At 74.7% G+C, this 17,446-nt stretch carries 15 protein-coding genes and 2 pseudogenes; 1 reads left to right on the top strand and 16 read right to left on the bottom strand.

All coding sequences use genetic code 11. From position 1 onward, the window contains the following. The 14 genes and pseudogenes from rimM to ABWU78_RS05330 form a co-directional block, all read right to left on the bottom strand. Complete coding sequence (rimM, locus tag ABWU78_RS05395; protein WP_439157772.1) at window positions 1-594, bottom strand: ribosome maturation factor RimM; 594 nt, start codon at window positions 592-594, stop codon at window positions 1-3. A gap of 141 nt (window positions 595-735) precedes the next feature. Continuing rightward, a complete protein-coding gene (locus tag ABWU78_RS05390; protein ID WP_024840519.1) occupies window positions 736-975 on the bottom strand; it encodes an RNA-binding protein in 240 nt (79 codons plus the stop codon). After that, window positions 975-1,412, bottom strand: a complete 438-nt coding sequence (rpsP, locus tag ABWU78_RS05385; RefSeq protein ID WP_253051272.1) for a 30S ribosomal protein S16 — start codon at window positions 1,410-1,412, stop codon at window positions 975-977. Before rpsP ends, ABWU78_RS05390 begins: the two co-directional genes overlap by 1 nt. Before the next feature lie 172 nt (window positions 1,413-1,584). Further along, a complete protein-coding gene (locus ABWU78_RS05380) occupies window positions 1,585-2,709 on the bottom strand; it encodes an amidohydrolase family protein (protein ID WP_253051271.1) in 1,125 nt (374 codons plus the stop codon). Between the two features lie 156 nt (window positions 2,710-2,865). Then, window positions 2,866-4,476, bottom strand: coding sequence for a signal recognition particle protein (ffh, locus tag ABWU78_RS05375; RefSeq protein ID WP_353708118.1), 1,611 nt, complete (start codon window positions 4,474-4,476; stop codon window positions 2,866-2,868). Window positions 4,477-4,588: 112 nt separating this feature from the next. Continuing rightward, the gene (locus ABWU78_RS05370; protein ID WP_439157771.1) at window positions 4,589-6,451 is read right to left on the bottom strand and encodes a [protein-PII] uridylyltransferase; all 1,863 of its coding nucleotides are present in this window, start codon (window positions 6,449-6,451) and stop codon (window positions 4,589-4,591) included. Between the two features lie 16 nt (window positions 6,452-6,467). Continuing rightward, the gene (locus ABWU78_RS05365; protein ID WP_253051268.1) at window positions 6,468-6,806 is read right to left on the bottom strand and encodes a P-II family nitrogen regulator; all 339 of its coding nucleotides are present in this window, start codon (window positions 6,804-6,806) and stop codon (window positions 6,468-6,470) included. Beyond that, a complete protein-coding gene (locus ABWU78_RS05360; RefSeq protein WP_253051267.1) occupies window positions 6,803-8,116 on the bottom strand; it encodes an ammonium transporter in 1,314 nt (437 codons plus the stop codon). Before ABWU78_RS05360 ends, ABWU78_RS05365 begins: the two co-directional genes overlap by 4 nt. 225 nt (window positions 8,117-8,341) lie before the next feature. Then, on the bottom strand, window positions 8,342-9,514 hold the full coding sequence (gene ftsY / locus ABWU78_RS05355) for a signal recognition particle-docking protein FtsY (protein ID WP_253051266.1): 1,173 nt from the start codon (window positions 9,512-9,514) through the stop codon (window positions 8,342-8,344). Between the two features lie 63 nt (window positions 9,515-9,577). Continuing rightward, a complete protein-coding gene (locus ABWU78_RS05350; RefSeq protein ID WP_253051265.1) occupies window positions 9,578-9,958 on the bottom strand; it encodes a hypothetical protein in 381 nt (126 codons plus the stop codon). A 150-nt stretch (window positions 9,959-10,108) separates the two neighbouring features. Then, window positions 10,109-10,993 (bottom strand): annotated as a pseudogene (locus ABWU78_RS05345) (AAA family ATPase); the annotation flags it as partial. Window positions 10,994-11,012: 19 nt separating this feature from the next. After that, window positions 11,013-12,263 (bottom strand): annotated as a pseudogene (locus ABWU78_RS05340) (glycoside hydrolase family 65 protein); the annotation flags it as partial. After that, window positions 12,260-13,039 (bottom strand): HAD family hydrolase, encoded by a 780-nt coding sequence (locus ABWU78_RS05335; protein ID WP_439157770.1) that lies wholly within the window; start codon window positions 13,037-13,039, stop codon window positions 12,260-12,262. The gene ABWU78_RS05335 and the pseudogene ABWU78_RS05340, both read right to left, overlap by 4 nt. Before the next feature lie 169 nt (window positions 13,040-13,208). Beyond that, complete coding sequence (locus tag ABWU78_RS05330) at window positions 13,209-14,258, bottom strand: hypothetical protein (protein ID WP_439157769.1); 1,050 nt, start codon at window positions 14,256-14,258, stop codon at window positions 13,209-13,211. A 173-nt stretch (window positions 14,259-14,431) separates the two neighbouring features. Between ABWU78_RS05330 and ABWU78_RS05325 the strand changes: the two genes are divergently transcribed. Beyond that, window positions 14,432-14,860 (top strand): ester cyclase, encoded by a 429-nt coding sequence (locus ABWU78_RS05325; RefSeq protein WP_439157768.1) that lies wholly within the window; start codon window positions 14,432-14,434, stop codon window positions 14,858-14,860. Here the strand turns inward: ABWU78_RS05325 and mnmA are convergent. Next, a complete protein-coding gene (mnmA, locus tag ABWU78_RS05320) occupies window positions 14,833-16,011 on the bottom strand; it encodes a tRNA 2-thiouridine(34) synthase MnmA (protein WP_439157767.1) in 1,179 nt (392 codons plus the stop codon). The two genes, ABWU78_RS05325 and mnmA, sit on opposite strands and share 28 nt — an antisense overlap. Then, on the bottom strand, window positions 16,008-17,291 hold the full coding sequence (locus ABWU78_RS05315) for a cysteine desulfurase family protein (protein ID WP_253053513.1): 1,284 nt from the start codon (window positions 17,289-17,291) through the stop codon (window positions 16,008-16,010). The genes mnmA and ABWU78_RS05315 overlap by 4 nt, the downstream gene beginning before the upstream one ends. Window positions 17,292-17,446 lie beyond the last annotated feature (155 nt).

Below are 17,446 nucleotides of genomic sequence, written 5' to 3'. Positions count from 1 at the left end.
TCAGGCCTCGCCGTCGTGCCGGTCGTCGGTCTCGCTCGCGGTGGAGCCCGACGTGTCGGCGCCGTCCGGCGCCGCGACCTCGAGCCGGTCCGCGTCCGACGCGAGCAGCCCGCCCGGCGGGTCGAGCACGACCCGCCCGCCCGCCACGTCGACGAGCGGGACGATCTGCCGGACGAACGGGACGAGCGTGCGGGCCCCTCCCGTCTCGCGGAGCACGAGGACGTCGTGCGCGGGCAGGTGCTCGAGGCCGTCGATGCGTCCGAGCGTCCGGCCGTCCGGGTCCTCCGCGCGGAGCCCGACGAGCTCGTGCGGGTACCACGCGTCCTCCTCGTCGGACGCCTCGACCTCGACGACGAGCTCGACGCCACGGAGGGCTTCCGCGGCCGTGCGGTCGCGGACCCCCTCGAACCCGACGAGCCAGCGTCCCTGGTGCACCCGCACGGTCGCCACGGTCAGCGGGCCCGACGCAGCGGGACGCGTCTCCAGGCGCTCGCCCACCGCGAGGCGCTCCTCGGGCTCGTCGGTGCGCAGGTCGAGCACGACCTCGCCACGCAGTCCGTGCGCCTTGCCGACGCGCGCGACGGTCAGCTCCATGGTCGTCACTCCTCCGGTGGTCCTGGTCGGGGTGGTGCCGGGTCGGCACCGGGTCTCGCAGCGGGTACAGGAAGGCCCGGCCCGCCGGTCGGCGGGCCGGGCCTAGCCCGTGGCCCCTCACGGGGCACGATGGTGCGGGCCTCAGCGGCGGTCGACGTCCACGACGTCGACGCGGACCGGCCCGTCGGTCGCGAGCGCGCCGATCACCGTGCGCAGGGCACGGGCGGTGCGCCCGCCACGACCGATCACGCGGCCGAGGTCGTCCGGGTGCACCCGGACCTCGAGCAGGTCACCGCGACGCAGCGTCTTCGCGTTCACCCGGACGTCGTCCGGGTTGTCCACGATGCCGCGCACGAGGTGCTCGAGCGCCTCGGCGATCATCAGGCCTGCTCGTCGGCAGCGGCCTCGTCGGCCGCGTCGGCGGGCTCCTCGGCCGGAGCCTCGGCCTTCTTCTCGGCGGCCTTGGCCTTGACCTTCTCCGCGTCGGCGGCGGCGGCCTCGATCGCGGCGGCCGGGTCGACCTTCTCGCCCTTGACCTTGAGCGTGCCCTCGGCCCCGGGCAGGCCCTTGAACTTCTGCCAGTCGCCCGTGATCTTGAGGAGCGCGAGCACCTGCTCGGTCGGCTGCGCGCCGACGCCGAGCCAGTACTGGGCGCGGTCCGAGGTGATCTCGATGAACGAGGGCTCCTCGGTCGGGTGGTACTTGCCGATCTCCTCGATCACGCGACCGTCGCGCTTGGTGCGCGAGTCCGCGACGACGACACGGTAGTACGGCGCACGGATCTTGCCGAGACGCTTCAGACGAATCTTGACGGCCACAGTGGTGGTCTCTCCTGGTTCTGGTTCGGGCGAACCCGGACCCGTCCCGTGGGGACAGGACGAGGAAGGGGTTCAGGACACGGCACGCGCCGGAGAGAGGGGCCGGGGCACGCCGAGTACCGGGACATTGTGCCAGACCGGACCGGCCGGGACCAACCTGCGCGCGAACCTCTCAGCCGGCGTGCGGGGCGACGATCTCGCCGCGCAGCACGACGGCGGTCGGGGCGCGCAGGACGCCGACGTCCTCGCGCGGGTCCTGCGGGTACACGACGAAGTCCGCCGACGCGCCCTCGACGAGCGACGTGTAGCCGAGGTACTCCCGGCCCTGCCAGCTCGCCGCCGCGACGACCGCCGCGTCGGGGATGCCGGCGGCCACGAGCTCGGCGCACTCGTCCGCGAGGCGACCGTGCCCGATCGTCCCGCCCGCGTCGGTCCCCACGAGGATCTGGATGCCCGCCTCGTACAGTGCCCGGGCCTGCTCGTACCGTCGCTCGTGGAGCCGTCGCATGCGCGCCGCGAACACCGGGTACTTCCCGTCGGCCTGCCGGGCGATCGCCTCGAACTGCCCGACCTGCAGCAGCGTCGGCGTGACGGCGATCCCCCGCTCGGAGATCTCGTACATCAGGTCCGGGTCGATCCCCGTGCCGTGCTCGATCCCGTCGACGCCGGCGGCGAGCAGCGACGGGATCACCTCCTCCGAGAACGCGTGCACGGTGACGCGCGCGGCCTCGGCGTGCGCGGCCGCGACGGCCTCCGCGAGGACGTCGTCGGGCCACAGCGGTCGCAGGTCGCCCTCGGACCCGAGGTCGCGGTCGATCCAGTCACCGACGATCTTCACCCAGCCGTCGCCCTGGCGCGCCTCGCGGCGGACGGCCTCGGGGAGCTGCGCGACGTCGTCGAGCTCGAGCCCGTAGTGCCGCAGGTAGCGCTTGGGACGCGCGAGGTGACGCCCGGCCCGCACGAGCCGCGGCAGGTCGCGCCGCCCGTGGACCCACCGCGTGTCGAGCGGCGAGCCGGCGTCGCGCACGAGGAGGACGCCGCTGTCGCGGTCCGTGACGGCCTGGTCCTGCGCCGTCGCCGCGTCGACCGCGCCCTGCGCCCCCAGGCCGACGTGGCAGTGCACGTCGACGAGGCCGGGCAGGGCCCAGCCCTCGAGCTCCACCATGTTGGTGCCCTGGGCGGACGGCCGCGTGAGGCTGATCCGTCCGTCCTTGACCCACAGGTCGCCCACCTCGCGGTCGTCGCCGACGATGACGTGGCCGCGGACGTGCAGCGTGGGGCCTTCCAGCGCGGACATGCGGCTCCTGGGTGAGGACGGTCAGGACGGTCGGCCCGGTTCGCGGGCCCGGGAGGCACCGGACGGGTGCCACGGACATAACCTAGCGCCACCTGGCGACCAGGCGGCTGCGGGACGCACCCGGGACACGACGCGGCGCCCGGGCGCGGCGGTCGGTCAGCGGCCGAGCAGCTTCTCGAACCCGGGCGGGAGCTGGAGGTCGTCGGGCGTCGTCCGGGCCGGCTCGGCGGGGCTGCCGACGCCGAACGCCGACCCGGCGGGCGCGGACGGTCCGGGGGTCTCGCCCGCCGCGCGGGCGGCGGCCGCGCGCTCCTGCGCGGCGCGCTTCGCCGGGTTGCCCGACTTGCCCTTGACCTTGCGCTGCGGCGCCTGGCGACCGCGAGCCTTCTTGCCGCCCATGCCCGGCAGGTTGCCCATGCCCGGCATCCCCGGCATGCCGCCGCCCCGGCTCATCTGCCGCATCATCTTCTGCGCCCCGGCGAACCGCTCGAGGAGCTGGTTGACGTCGCTGGTCGTCACGCCGGACCCGCGCGCGATGCGCGCGCGGCGCGACCCGTTGATGATCTTCGGGTTGTCGCGCTCCGCGGGGGTCATCGAGCGGATGATCGCCTCGATGCGGTCGACCTCGCGCTCGTCGAAGTTGTCGAGCGCCTCGCGCATCTGGCCCATGCCCGGGAGCATCCCGAGCATCTTCTTCATCGAGCCCATGTTCTTCATCTGCTGCATCTGCACCAGGAAGTCCGCGAGCGTGAAGTCCTGTCCCGTGGCGACCTTCTCCGCCATCTTCGCGGCCTGCTCGGCGTCGAACGCCTTCTCGGCCTGCTCGATGAGCGTGAGGACGTCGCCCATGTCGAGGATGCGCGACGCCATGCGGTCCGGGTGGAACGCCTCGAAGTCGGTGAGCTTCTCGCCGGTCGAGGCGAAGAGGATCGGGCGCCCGGTGACGCCGCGCACGGACAGCGCGGCACCGCCGCGCGCGTCGCCGTCGAGCTTGGTGAGCACGACGCCCGTGAAGTCGACGCCCTCCTCGAACGCCTTCGCGGTCGCGACGGCGTCCTGACCGATCATCGCGTCGATGACGAACAGGACCTCGTCGGGCTGCACGGCGTCGCGGATGTCCGACGCCTGCTGCATGAGCACGGCGTCCAGGCCGAGGCGGCCCGCGGTGTCGACGATGACGACGTCGTGCTGACGCTGCCGCGCCGTCTCGACGCCCTCGCGCGCGACGGCGACCGGGTCGCCGATCACGTCGTCGACCTCGACGCCGCTCTGGTTGCCGGGGTGCGGCGCGAACACGGGCACCCCCGCGCGCTCGGCGACGACCGAGAGCTGGGTGACGGCGTTCGGGCGCTGGAGGTCGGCGGCGACGAGGAGCGGCGTGTGCCCCTGCTCGCGCAGGTGCAGGGCCAGCTTCCCGGCCAGGGTCGTCTTTCCCGCACCCTGGAGGCCCGCGAGCATGATGACGGTCGGGGGCGTCTTGGAGAAGCGCAGCCCGCGGCTCTCACCGCCGAGGATGCCGACGAGCTCCTCGTTGACGATCTTGACGACCTGCTGCGCCGGGTTGAGCGCGCCCGAGACCTCGGCCGAGAGCGCGCGCTCGCGCACGGTCGCGCTGAACTCGCGCACGACGGGGACCGCGACGTCGGCGTCGAGCAGCGCGCGCCGGATCTCCCGGATCGTCGCGTCGATGTCCGCCTCGGACAGCCGGCCCTTCGCACGCAGGTTCTTGAAGGTCGAAGTCAGTCGGTCCGACAGCGTGTTGAACACCGCGTCATCCTCACCAGTCGTCGGAAGTCTCGTCCGCGTCGGCGCTCCCGCCCGCCGTCGCCCGAGGTCGGGCGCGGGCTGGCAGAGGACGCGCCGTCCGCGAGGGACCAGCCTACCCGGCGGCGTCCGGTTCTCCCGGCACGTCTCTCGGCACAGCCCGCAGCACCCGGAGCGTCTCCCCCACGAGGTCGTCGACGAGGCGAGCACGCCAGGCGGTCCACGCGCTCGGGCCGAGCGAGGACGCGTCGGCCTCGGTGAGCGCCCGCAGCACCTCGAGCAGGTCGGCGCGGTGGTCGACGGCGGCGGCGAGCTCGGCCACCGTCGCCGGGTCGTCGGGGTCCTCGCTCACGGCGAGGCGGGACAGCGTCAGGTGGTGGCGCACGAGCCGCTCGACGTCGGACACGACGTCCGGCTCGAACCCCATCCGGCCGAGGATCGCGGGCACGAGGCGCGCGCCCTCGACCGAGTGGTCGACGGCTCCCGCACGCTTGCCGATGTCGTGCAGCACCGCGGACAGCAGGAGCAGCTCCGGTCGCTCGACGTCCTTGCGGACGCGCGCGGCACGCGCGACGACCTCCACGAGGTGCCGGTCGACGGTGTGCCGGTGCACGGCGGCGCGCTGCGGGCGGTTCCGCACGCCCGCCCACTCGGGGATCCACGTGGTCACGACCCCGGCCAGGTCGAGCGCCTCCCACACGGCCACCTGGGCCTGCCCCGACCCGAGGAGGGAGAGGAACGCGGCGCGCGCGGCACGCGGCCACGGCTCGGGCAGGGGCGGGCACTGGGCGAGGCTCGCGACGGAGACCGGCGAGAGCGTGAGGCCCGTCCGCGCGGCGGTGGCGGCGGCGCGCAGGGACAGGAGCGGGTCGGACGCGGGGTGGGCGTCCACGGCGAGCACGAGCTCGCCGTCGTGCTCGACGAGCCCGTCGCCGACGGACCGCAGGCGGGGCGCCGTCCGACGGCCCCGGACGAGCACCGGACGCCGCGTGACCGACGGCCGCTGGAGCGCCTGGCGGGCGCGCCGGACCGTGGTGTCGAGCGCGTAGGAGACCTCACGGCCCGCCGCCGCGAGGCTCGCGAGCAGCTCGTCGGGGTCGTCGAAGCCGGACAGCGCGGCGACCTCGTCGAGGTCGGCCAGCAGGAGCCGGCTCGTGTGCCGCCCCGTGACGACCTGCAGGGTGTCCCGTACGTCGAGCAGGTGCGCGTGCGCGCGGTCGACCGACCCGTGAGGGCGGTCCGTGAGCCACGTCGCGGCCAGGGCCGAGAGCACGACGGCGTCCCGGATGCCCCCGCGCGACTCCTTGAGGTCGGGCTCGATGAGGTAGGCCAGCTCGCCCGACCGCTCGGCGCGCTCGCGCGTGGACGCGAGCAGGTCGGGCAGGCGGCGGCGCGACGCGGAGCGCCAGTCGGTGAGGACGGCGGACGACGCCCGGTGCACGACGACCGCGTCGCCGGCCACGGCACGCACGTCGAGCCAGCCGACGGCCGCGGGCACGTCCTTGGACGCCACCTGGCGGCACTGCGAGAGCGAGCGCACGGAGTGGTCGAGGTCGACCCCGGCGTCCCAGAGCGGGTACCACAGGCGCTCGGCGACGCGGGCGACGTCGTCCGCCGTGTGGCTGCGCCCGTCGTGGACCAGGACGAGGTCGAGGTCGCTCGCGGGCCCCATGTCGCCCCGGCCCAGGCTGCCCACCGCGGCGAGCGCGATGCCGTCCGGCGCGACGCCGTCGGTCGCCTCGCGCCACAGGCCCTGCAGGGACGAGGTCACGAGGTCGACGACGGCGGCCCGGCGCGCGACCCCGCTGCGGCCGGGGCCGCTCCTGGACCGCGCGACGTCGAGCATCCGCGCGCGGAGGTCCCGCACCCCGTCGGGGTGCGGGACCTCCGCGTCGTGCTCGCCCGGCTGCTGCCCGAGGCGCCCCGCCGATCCCCCTGCGACCCCGCCCGTGGTCGGGGTGTCGGCGTGGTCGGTCATCCGATGGCCCGTCGCCTCACAGGGCGCCGGGGCCGTGCTCGCCCGTGCGCACGCGGGCGACGTCGTCCACCGGGACCGTCCAGACCTTGCCGTCGCCGATCTTGCCGGTCTGCGCCGCCTTGACGATCACCTCGGTGACCGCGGTCGCGTCGGCGTCGTCGACGAGGACCTCGACGCGGACCTTGGGCACCAGGTCGACCGTGTACTCCGCACCGCGGTAGACCTCGGTGTGGCCCTTCTGGCGCCCGTAGCCGCTGGCCTCGCTGACCGTCATGCCCCGCACGCCCGCGGCCTCGAGCCCCGACTTCACGTCGTCGAGCCGGTGCGGCTGGATGATTCCCGTGACGAGCTTCATGCCCGCACCTCCTTGATGACGCTGCCCTGCTGGATGGACTCGTACGCCGTCTCGCCGTGGACCGCGAGGTCGATGCCGCCGACCTCGGCGTCCTCGCTGACCCGCCAGCCCATCGTGGCCTTGAGGATCAGGCCGATGACGAGCGTCGTGGCCGCCGAGAACACGATGGCGACGAGGGCGATGAGGATCTGCACGACGAGCTGCTGCGCGCCGCCGCCGAAGAAGAGGCCCGTGTCGGTGGCGAGGAAGCCGATCGCGACGGTACCCCAGAGGCCCGAGACCAGGTGGACGCCGACGACGTCGAGCGAGTCGTCGTAGCCGAAGCGGTACTTGAGACCGACCGCGAGCGCGGAGAGCGCGCCGGCGACGAGGCCCAGGACGATCGACGTCACGGGGTTGAGGGCGCCCGCGGCCGGGGTGATCGCGACGAGGCCCGCCACGACGCCGGAGGCCGCACCGAGCGACGTCGCGTGGCCGTCGCGGATCTTCTCCGTGAGGAGCCACCCGATGATGCCCGCCGCGGTGGCGCTCGTCGTGTTGACCCACGCGAGGCCGGCGGTCTCGTTCGCCCCGAAGGCCGAGCCCGCGTTGAACCCGAACCAGCCGAACCACAGGAGGGCCGCGCCGAGCATGACGAACGGCAGGTTGTGCGGGCGCATCGGCTCCTTGCCGAAGCCCTTGCGCTTGCCGATGAGGATCGCGAGCACGAGGGCCGCGACACCGGCGTTGATGTGGACGACCGTGCCGCCCGCGAAGTCGATCGGCGCGACCGTGGCGGCGCCGTCCGTCACCCCGAAGACGCGTGCCGCGAGGCCGTTCTCGTTGCCCGAGAGGAAGCCGCCGCCCCAGACCATGTGGGCGAGCGGGAAGTAGGTGACGGTGACCCAGATCGCCGTGAAGGTGAGCCAGGTGCCGAACTTCACGCGGTCGGCCAGCGCACCCGAGATGAGCGCGACCGTGATGATCGCGAACGTCACCTGGAACGCGATGTCCACCACGTTCGGGTAGTTGCCGAGCGTGCTCGCCACGGCGCTGCCGTCGGCGTCGGTGATCGCCCCCGAGAGGCCGAACTGGGCGAACGGGCTGGCGACGAGGCCGCCCGTCCCGGCCTCGCCGTAGGACATCGACCAGCCCCACAGCACGTAGACGACGCCCACGACGGCCATCGCGCCGAACGACATCATCATCATGTTCAGCACGGACTTGGCGCGGACCATGCCGCCGTAGAAGAACGCCAGTCCGGGCGTCATCAGGAGCACGAGGGATGCTGAGGTCAGCATCCACGCGGTTGCCCCGGTGTCCCACTCCATCGGATCATCTCCCCTCGCCAGCCGGGCGGCCGGTCGGGGACTACGGTGGTGCGGGCGGGTTTCCCCCGCGGTGTCGCCGTGTTACGCGGGTGTGACAAGCGTTCCTCGGACGTAAACGTTCCGTTTCACCGCCCCTTCACACCTCCGGGGACGTCGCACCGTGTCCGGATCGCGACACGCTCGTGATCGGAGCGTGACACGACCGTGACCCGTGGACGTCGCCCGTCAGTCGCCGAGGAGCCCGTCGACGAACTGCTCCGGGTCGAACGGGGCGAGGTCGTCGGGTCCCTCCCCCAGCCCGACGAGCTTCACGGGGACGCCCAGCTCGCGCTGCACCGCGACGACGATGCCTCCTCGTGCCGTCCCGTCGAGCTTCGTCAGGACGATGCCCGTCACACCGGCGACCTCGCCGAACACGCGCGCCTGGTTGAGACCGTTCTGCCCCGTGGTCGCGTCGAGGACGAGGAGGACCTCGGAGAGCGGCGCCTCCTTGGTGATGACGCGCCGGATCTTGCCCAGCTCGTCCATGAGGCCCTGCTTGTTCTGGAGCCGGCCGGCGGTGTCGACGAGCACGACGTCCACGCCCTCGGCGCGGCCCCGGCGCACGGCGTCGAACGCCACGGCGGCGGGGTCGGCGCCGTCGCGGTCCGAGCGCACGGTCGGGACGCCGACGCGCGAGCCCCAGGTCTCGAGCTGGTCCGCCGCCGCGGCCCGGAACGTGTCCGCCGCGCCGAGCACGACGCTGCGGTCCTCCGCGACGAGCACGCGCGCGAGCTTGCCGACCGTCGTCGTCTTCCCCGTGCCGTTCACGCCGACGACGAGCACCACGGCCGGCACCGGGTTCCCGTCCTCGCCGGCGTGGGGCGACGTCGCGAGCGACCGGTCGAGCGACGGGTCGACGAGCGCGACGAGCTCCGTGCGGAGCAGGTCGCGCACGCTCGCGGCGTCCCGGACGCCGAGGACGCGGACCTTGGTGCGCAGCGCGTCGATGAGCTCGCCGGCAGGACCGGCGCCCACGTCCGCGAGCAGGAGCGTCTCCTCGAGCTCGTCCCAGTCGTCCTCCGCGAGGTGGTCGCGCGAGAGCACGGAGAGGAGCCGGGCGCCGAGCGGCGAGCCGGAGCGCGCGAGGCGCTCACGGAGCCGGACGAGGCGACCGCCGACGGGCTCCGGCCGCTCGACCGTCGGCGCGGGAGGCGCCTCCTCCACGGGCGGGGCCTGCACCTCGGCGCCCGGGGGCGCCGTCACGGGCTCGCGGGTCGCCGGCGGCTCGGCGGGTGCGGTGGGCGGGGGCTCGACGACGTCGCGGCGACGCCGACGGACCGACACGGTCCCGAAGGTGACGAGGCCGACGAGGAGCAGGACGCCGAGGACGATCCAGAGCGGGAGGAGGTCGTTCACCCCGGAAGTCTCTCAGACGAGGGCGGAGGCCACGCGGCGGTCACGCCCGTGGTCCCGCGGTGGTCACGCCTGAGGGGGACGCTCTCCCGTGTGCAGCGGCCGCACGCGCTCCCGCGCGCGGTGCAGGACGTCGGTGAGCTCCTCCGCGTCGACGTACGCGTTCGACGTCACCTCGGTCGCGGTGAAGAAGTCGTCGATGCTCGTGTCGACCGGCCGAGGCATGCGCACGGTCCCGACGTGGTGGGCGTCCAGGTTCCCGCGGCGACGCCGCCGACGCAGCCCCGAGCGGAAGTCGCGCCAGAACGCGCGCATCCCCTGCTCGCCGGAGCGGTCCCCCGCCGCGCCCGTGGCCTGGGCCTCCGAGCGCGCGACGACGCTCGCGAACAGGAACACGACGGCGGCGACGCCGAGCGTGAGCCCCAGCCACACGAACATCCAGACCATGAGGTCCAGTATCCGGGTCGACGCACGCGGCGCGACCCGTGCCACGCCGTGCCGTCCGATCGGCACCACATCTTCACAAGGCCCGGAATTCCAACGTTTCTCCAGCGTCCGCCCAGGTCGCGCACGTGCCGTGCGGCGGCGTGAGCCCGCTCACACGGGGACCTCCTCGCGCGTCTCGTTCATCCGCTGGCTGATGACGGTCGTCACGCCGTCGCCGCGCATCGTCACCCCGTAGAGGGCGTCGGCGATCTCCATCGTGCGCTTCTGGTGCGTGATGACGATGAGCTGCGAGTCCTCCTGGAGCTCCCGGAAGATCTCGAGGAGCCGGCCGAGGTTGACGTCGTCCAGCGCGGCCTCGACCTCGTCCATGACGTAGAACGGCGAGGGCCGGGCCTTGAAGATCGCGACGAGCAGCGCGACCGCGGTGAGCGAGCGCTCGCCCCCGGACAGGAGCGAGAGCCGCTTGACCTTCTTGCCCGCCGGCCGCGCCTCGACCTCGATCCCGGTCGTGAGCATGTCGTCCGGGTCCGTGAGTACCAGCCGTCCCTCGCCGCCGGGGAACATGCGCGCGAACACCCGCTCGAACTGCTCGGCGGTGTCGCGGTACGCGTCGGCGAACACCCGCTCGACGCGCTCGTCGATCTCCTTGACGATCTCCAGGAGGTCGGCACGCGACTTCTTGAGGTCGGCGAGCTGGTCCGCGAGGAACTTGTGCCGTTCCTCGAGCGCCGCGAACTCCTCGAGCGCGAGCGGGTTCACCTTGCCGAGCCGACCGAGGTCCCGCTCGGCGGCCCGGAGCCGCTTCTCCTGGGCCGCGCGGTCGTAGGGCACGGTGCGCGGCTCGTCGTCGTCCGACGCGACCGGGACGTCGCGGTGCGGGCCGAGCTCCTCGACGAGGACCGCCGGGTCGAGGCCGAGCTCGTCGACGCTGCGCGCCTGGAGCTGCTCGATGCGCAGCTGCTGCTGCGCGCGCGCCACCTCGTCGCGGTGCGCGACGTCGGTCAGCTCACGCAGGCGGGAGGCGAGGTCGTCGACCTCGCGCCGGGCAGCGGTCACGGCGGCGGGCGGCGTCGAGCATCTGGTAGCGGAACCGCAGCGCGTTGCGCGCGTACCGGGGGCTCGTGTACGTGAGGAACGGCAGGACGTAGATCTCGGTGTCCCAGAAGTAGTGCCCGCTGTACCCGGAGCCCGTGAGGCCCTTGGCGGGGACGCCGTTGCCCTCGGCCCGCGCCGTGGCCTGGGCGAGCTGGAACAGGTTCCAGCGCACGGCCTGCTGGATGCCGGGCTGGCCGGGGACCTCGACGTCGGAGCGCGCCCAGAAGTCGTCGAGCCATTCGCGCTGGAGCGAGAGCTGGCCGTCGACGCCGGTCTCCCGCGCGCGGTCGAGCGTGCGGCGGCAGCGGTCGACGAGCTCGCGCGACGGCACGCCGCGCGACGTGTGGTACGCGACGAGCTTGGTGAGCCGGATGGGGCGGCCGGGCTCGGCGTGGACGCGGAACACGTGCTTGGCGAGGTCCTCGTCGACCTGCGTGCGCACGTCCCACTCGTTCTCGGTCTCGAGCAGGTCGTCCGCCGCGACGGCGAGCGTCATGCCCGAGTTCGTGGCGCGGTAGGAGAGGACGAGCCGCTCGTCGTCCCCCCACTGGGACTGCGGCTGGAGCACCCGACCGGAGAACTGGTCGGTCTTGCGCGGGTCGAACCCCTCGCCGAGCGAGGCGGAGCGCACGTGGTACTCGTCCTGCCCGTCCTGGCGGTTGAGGATCTGCGACGAGATCGCGACGGGCGCCGCGGCGTCGAGCAGCGTCACCTCGAACGTCATGATCGCCAGGTGCCGCTCGACGAACGACACCATGCGCTCCGAACGGACCTGCACGCGCTTGCCCGACGGCGTCCGCCACAGCAGCTCGCGGCGCAGGACGCCGTCGCGCAGGTCGAGCGACCGCTCGTAGTCGACGAGGTCGGCGACGGGCAGCAGGAGCGGCTCGTCGTCCACGTAGAGCCGGATGACCTTCGCGTCGGGGACGTTGACGATGGTCTGCCCGACGCGCGCGAACCCGTACGCCTCCTCGGCGTGCCGGATCGACCAGGTCTCGTGGAAGCCGTTGACGAACGTGCCGTGCGAGTGGGACTCCCGCCCCTCCTCGACGTTGCCGCGCATGCCGAGGTAGCCGTTCGCGACGGCGAAGAGGGTCTCGGTCACGCCGAGGTCCTCGGCCGAGAACTGCGACTCGACGAGCCGCCAGGGCTCGGCCGGGAAGCGCAGGCGGTCGACGGTGCTCTGCTCGTCGGCGGTCTTGCGGATCACGCGCCCGCCTCCTCGCCGGCCGGTGCGGCGTCGGCCTGCGCGGCCACGGCGGCGCGCGGGCGGTCGAGGACCGTCGCGTCCAGCTCGCCCAGGTCGCTCACGACGACGTCGGCCCCGTGCGCGCGCAGCGCGTCGGCGCCCACGCCGCGGTCGACGCCGAGCACGAGCCCGAAGTCCCCGGCGGCACCGGCCTGGACGCCCGAGAGCGCGTCCTCCACGACGACCGCCTCCGCGGCCGGGACGCCGAGCAGCTCGGCCGCGCGCAGGTAGGTGTCCGGAGCGGGCTTGCCCGCGATGTGCTCGCGCGCGGCGACGTTCCCGTCGACGACGACGTCGAACCGGTCCGTCAGCCCCGCGGCGGCGAGGACCGCGGGCGTGTTCCGCGACGACGACACGACCGCGACGGCGGCGCCCGCCCCGGTCACGGCGTCGAGGAAGCGCACGGAGCCCGGGTAGGGCGTGATGCCCTCGTCGGCGAACATGCGGTTGACGATCTCGTCCTTGCGGTTGCCCAGCGCGCACACCGTGCCCTCGCCCGGCGCGTCCGTGACCTCGCCGCGCGGCAGCTCGACGCCGCGCGACGCGAGGAACGTCGCGACGCCGTCGTACCGGGGCTTGCCGTCGATCGACGCGAAGTAGTCCGCGGCGGTGTACGGGGCGAGGCCGTGCGCGGCGCAGTACGGCGCGAACAGCCGTTCCCAGGCGCGCATGTGGAGCTCGGCGGTCGGCGTGAGCACGCCGTCGAGGTCGAACAGCACGGCTCGCAGGACGGGCATGGGGGTCCTTCGCGGTGGGGGGACGGGTCGGCGCGGAGGACACGTCCGTGCCGTCCGGAGAGCCGGGGCACGGCCGTCCGCACGTCGCCGTCGTGACCGCCGCGCGGGGTCAAGCGTACGCACGACGGGCGGTGTGCGGGAAGCCGCCGAGCCGACGCCCAGGCGGCGCTCAGGCGTGGGCGCGCTCCGCCAGCACGTCGGCGACGCGGCCCAGGTTCGCGAGCAGGGCGCGGTGCTCGTCGGGAGTGCCCGCGACGCCCCGACCCGGCCCTCCCCCGGCACCCCGGGGGGCGCCCAGGAGCGTGACGTCGTCGAGCGCGGGCAGCGGGAGCCCGATCCGGCGCCACGGCACGCTCACCAGGTCGGCGAGCTCGCCCAGCGCGGGGCCGGCGCACTGCGACACCTGTGCGGGCGGGAGCGCGGCCCACAGGCCGACGCCCCGCTCGACCGCGCGCGCGACGGTCTCCCACGTCTTCTCGTCCCACGGCCCGAGCGCGAGGCCGACGGCGTCGGCGCCCGCGAGCACGACGGGCGCCACGCCCACCCAGGCGCCTCCCACGTGGACGACCGTCGACGCCGACGCGGCGCGTGCGGCGTCGAGCACGGGCCGCAGCCCGTCCACGAGATCCGGGCCGGGCACCGCGCGCAGGCGCGAGTAGCCCGAGAACGACGGGAGCACGCCCGCCCCGACCTGGGCGAGCAGCGGCTCGTCGACCTGCACGACGACGTCCGCCCCGGGGACCTGCCGGCGCACCTGCGCGACGTGGTCGCCCACGGCCACCGCGAGCGCCTCGACGACCTCGCGCACGGCGCCCCGGTCGGACAGCACGCGGTCGCCCCGGGCGAGGTAGACGTCCGCGGCGAGCGTCCACGGCCCGGTGACGGTCACGGCGAGCGGGCCCGAGTACCCCGCCCCCGCGATGGCGAGCGCCTCTAGGTCCTCGCGCAGGAACGCCTCAGCCCGCCGCCGGTCCGCGCCGCCGTGGTCGGCGAGCTTCCAGCCGTGCGGACCCAGCTCGACGGGCAGCTCCGGCAGCAGCGCGGCGGTGCGCCCGGTCGCGTCCGCGCCGGGTCCGCGCCCCGGGAGCTGGACGAGGAACGGCACTCCGCGCACGCCCGTCGGGACCTCGGCGAGGTCGCCGAGCACCGTGAGCTGCGCCTCCAGCACGTCCGCTCCCTCGCCGCCGGGCCACGGGCCGAGCCCGCTCACCGCGGTCATGCCGTACCCCCGTGCGAGCGCTCGCCCCGGGCGTCGCCCGGCCTCTCGTCACGAACCACGTGCCGTCCACCTCTCTCCAGGAGCACACTGGGAAACCGAGCCGTGCCGCGACCCCGCCGGGGTCCGGGGGCCGCGCGGCCACCGAGCACGAGGGTGTGCGGAAGGGCTCCGACATGGGCACGCACGAGAACAAGGCCGCGGCGGTCGCCGTGCACACGCGGGCGATCCCCGGCAACCACGGCGACGCGCTCGCGACGCTGCTCGGGCCCGGGTTCCGCAACCACGACACGTCGCCGGGCTGCGAGGGCGGCGTCGACGCCCTCCTCGCGATGATGCACTGGTACGACGAGGCGTTCGAGGACCAGAGCGTCGAGGTCCTGCACGCCGTCGCGGAGGGCGACCTCGTCGCGCTGCACGTCGAGCTCAGCGCGCGTCACACCGGGTTCTTCCGCGGCGTCGCGCCGACGGGGCGGCGCTTCCGGGTGCGCGAGATGCACGTGCTGCGCTTCGCCGAGGGCCAGGAGGTCGAGCACTGGTGCGTGCGCGACGAGTCGGCGCTCGTGCGCGCGCTCGCTCACCCCGCGCCCGTCGGCGTCGGCTGACCGGCCGACCGGTCTGCCGACCGTGCCGCCGCGCGGTAGGCACGGTCCACCGTGGCCTGGCCGAGCACGCGCGGCCCGTCGTAGACGACGAGCGACTGCCCGGCCGCGACCCCGCGGAGCGTCGTGCCCGTGAGCTCGACCTCCATCGCGTCGCCGGCGGCCCGGACCCGGGCCGCGACCGGCGCACCGTGCGCGCGGACCTGCACCTCGACGTCGGCGCGCTCCCCCGGCGCCGGGCGCGCGCCGTCGAACCAGACCGCCGCGCCGGCCTCGATCCGGTCGACGCTCAGCAGCTCGGCCGGGCCGACGACCACACGGTTGCTCGCGGGCTGCACGTCGAGCACGTACCGCGGGCGACCGTCCGGCGCGGGGCGGTCGATGCCGAGGCCCTTGCGCTGGCCGACGGTGTACGCGTAGGCGCCGTCGTGCTCGCCGAGCACCGTCCCCTCCGCGTCGACGATCTCGCCCGGGCGCGCGCCCAGGCGGTCGCGGAGGAAGCCCTGCGTGTCGCCGTCGGCGACGAAGCAGATGTCGTACGAGTCGGGCTTCGCGGACACCGACAGCCCGCGCCGCGCGGCCTCGGCGCGCACCTCGTCCTTCGACGCGAAGTCCCCGAGCGGGAACATCGCGCGCGCGAGGCGCTCCGGCCCCATGACGGCGAGCACGTAGGACTGGTCCTTCGCCTCGTTCGGGGAGCGGTGCAGCTCCCGCACGGTGCGCACCCCGCCCGGGGCGGACGCGTCGGGCACGTCGCGCGTCACGACGCGCGCGTAGTGGCCCGTCGCGACGGCGTCGAAGCCGAGCGCCGTCGCCTTGTCGAGCAGCGCCTCGAACTTGATGTGCTCGTTGCACCGCACGCACGGGTTGGGCGTGCGCCCGGCCTCGTACTCGGCGAGGAAGTCGGCGACGACCGTGTCCTCGAACCGCTCCGAGAGGTCCCACACGTAGTACGGGATGCCGAGCACGTCGGCTGCGCGCCGCGCGTCCCCCGCGTCCTCGATCGAGCAGCACCCGCGCGACCCGGTGCGGAACTGGTCGCGGTTGCGCGACAGCGCCATGTGGACGCCCACGACCTCGTGCCCCGCCTCGACCGCGAGCGCCGCGGCGACGGCCGAGTCGACGCCGCCCGACATGGCGGCGAGGACCCTCACGCGGCACCGCCCGCGCGGGTCGGGACCGCGGTGCGGGTCGGAGCAGCGGCACGCGTCGGGCCGGACGCGAGACCCGCCGCCCGCGCTCGCTCGACGGCGGGGGGCAGCGCGTCGAGGAGGCGCGCGACGTCGTCGGGCGTGGACGTGACGCCGAGCGAGAACCGCAGCGCGCCGCGCGCGTCCTGCTCCGGCACGCCCATCGCGAGGAGCACGTGCGACGGCTGCGGCACGCCGGCCTGGCAGGCCGAGCCGGTCGACGCCTGCACGCCCGCGGAGTCGAGCAGGTAGAGGAGCGAGTCGCCCTCGGCCCCGGGGAACGTGAAGTGCGCGTTGCCCGGCAGGCGGGCGGCGTCGCGTCCGCCGGCCCCCGGCTCGGGGCCGCTGAGGACGGCGTCCGGGACCCGCCCGCGGACCCCCGCCACGAGCGCGTCGCGCAGCGCCGCGAGGTGCGCCGCGCGCTCGTCGCGGTGCGCGACGGCCTCGGCGACGGCGACGCCGAACGCGCGGATCGCGGGCGCGTCGAGCGTGCCGGAGCGCACGCCGCGCTCCTGGCCTCCGCCGTGCAGGACCGGGGTGAGGGGCGCGTCGCGCCGCGCGACGAGCGCGCCGACGCCGACAGGCCCGCCGAGCTTGTGGCCGGACACCGTCATCGCGTCCAGACCGCTCGCCGCGAAGTCGACCGGGACCTGACCGACGGCCTGGACCGCGTCGGAGTGCACCGGGATGCCGTGCGGACGCGCGAGCTGGACGACCTCCTGGACGGGCTGCAGCGTCCCGACCTCGTTGTTGGCCCACATGACGGAGATCAGCGCGATCTCCTCGGCGTGCTCGGCGACCTCGGCACGCAGCGCGGCGAGGTCCACGCGGCCCTCGCCGTCGACGGGCAGCAGGACGATCTCGGCGCCCGCGTGCTCGGCCATCCAGAACGCGGGGTCGAGCACCGCGTGGTGCTCGACCGCCGAGACGACGATCCGCCGACGGCGCGGGTCGGTCGTGCGGCGGCCCCAGAACAGGCCCTTGATCGCGAGGTTGTCCGCCTCGGTGCCCCCCGCGGTGAACACGACCTCGCTCGGGCGCGCGCCGAGCGCCGCGGCGATCGACTCGCGCGCCTCCTCGACCGTGCGGCGGGCGGCGCGCCCCGCGGCGTGCAGCGACGACGGGTTGCCGGTGCGCGACAGCTCGTCGACGAGGGCCTCGCGCGCCGCCACGGACAGCGGCGTCGTGGCGGCGTGGTCGAGGTAGGCCGCCGGCGCGGGGACGGGGCCGGAAGGGTGGGTCACGATCACCCAGTCTACGGAGCACCCGGGCACGTCCGGTCCGAGGAGTGAGCGGCGCTGGACATCGCGGCGAGAAGCGCTAGGTTGTCAGAGGTCTGCGCCCGGCCGTCGCCGGGCGCTCGTCCCGGTCGCAGGACCGCCGTCGCGCGCCACACGTC

Source organism: Cellulosimicrobium sp. CpK407 (assembly GCF_051844275.1).
GTDB classification, from domain to species: Bacteria; Actinomycetota; Actinomycetes; order Actinomycetales; family Cellulomonadaceae; genus Cellulosimicrobium; species Cellulosimicrobium cellulans_G.
The sequence above is the reverse complement of the archived record's forward strand: the minus strand, read 5'-3'. Positions and strand labels throughout refer to the sequence as shown.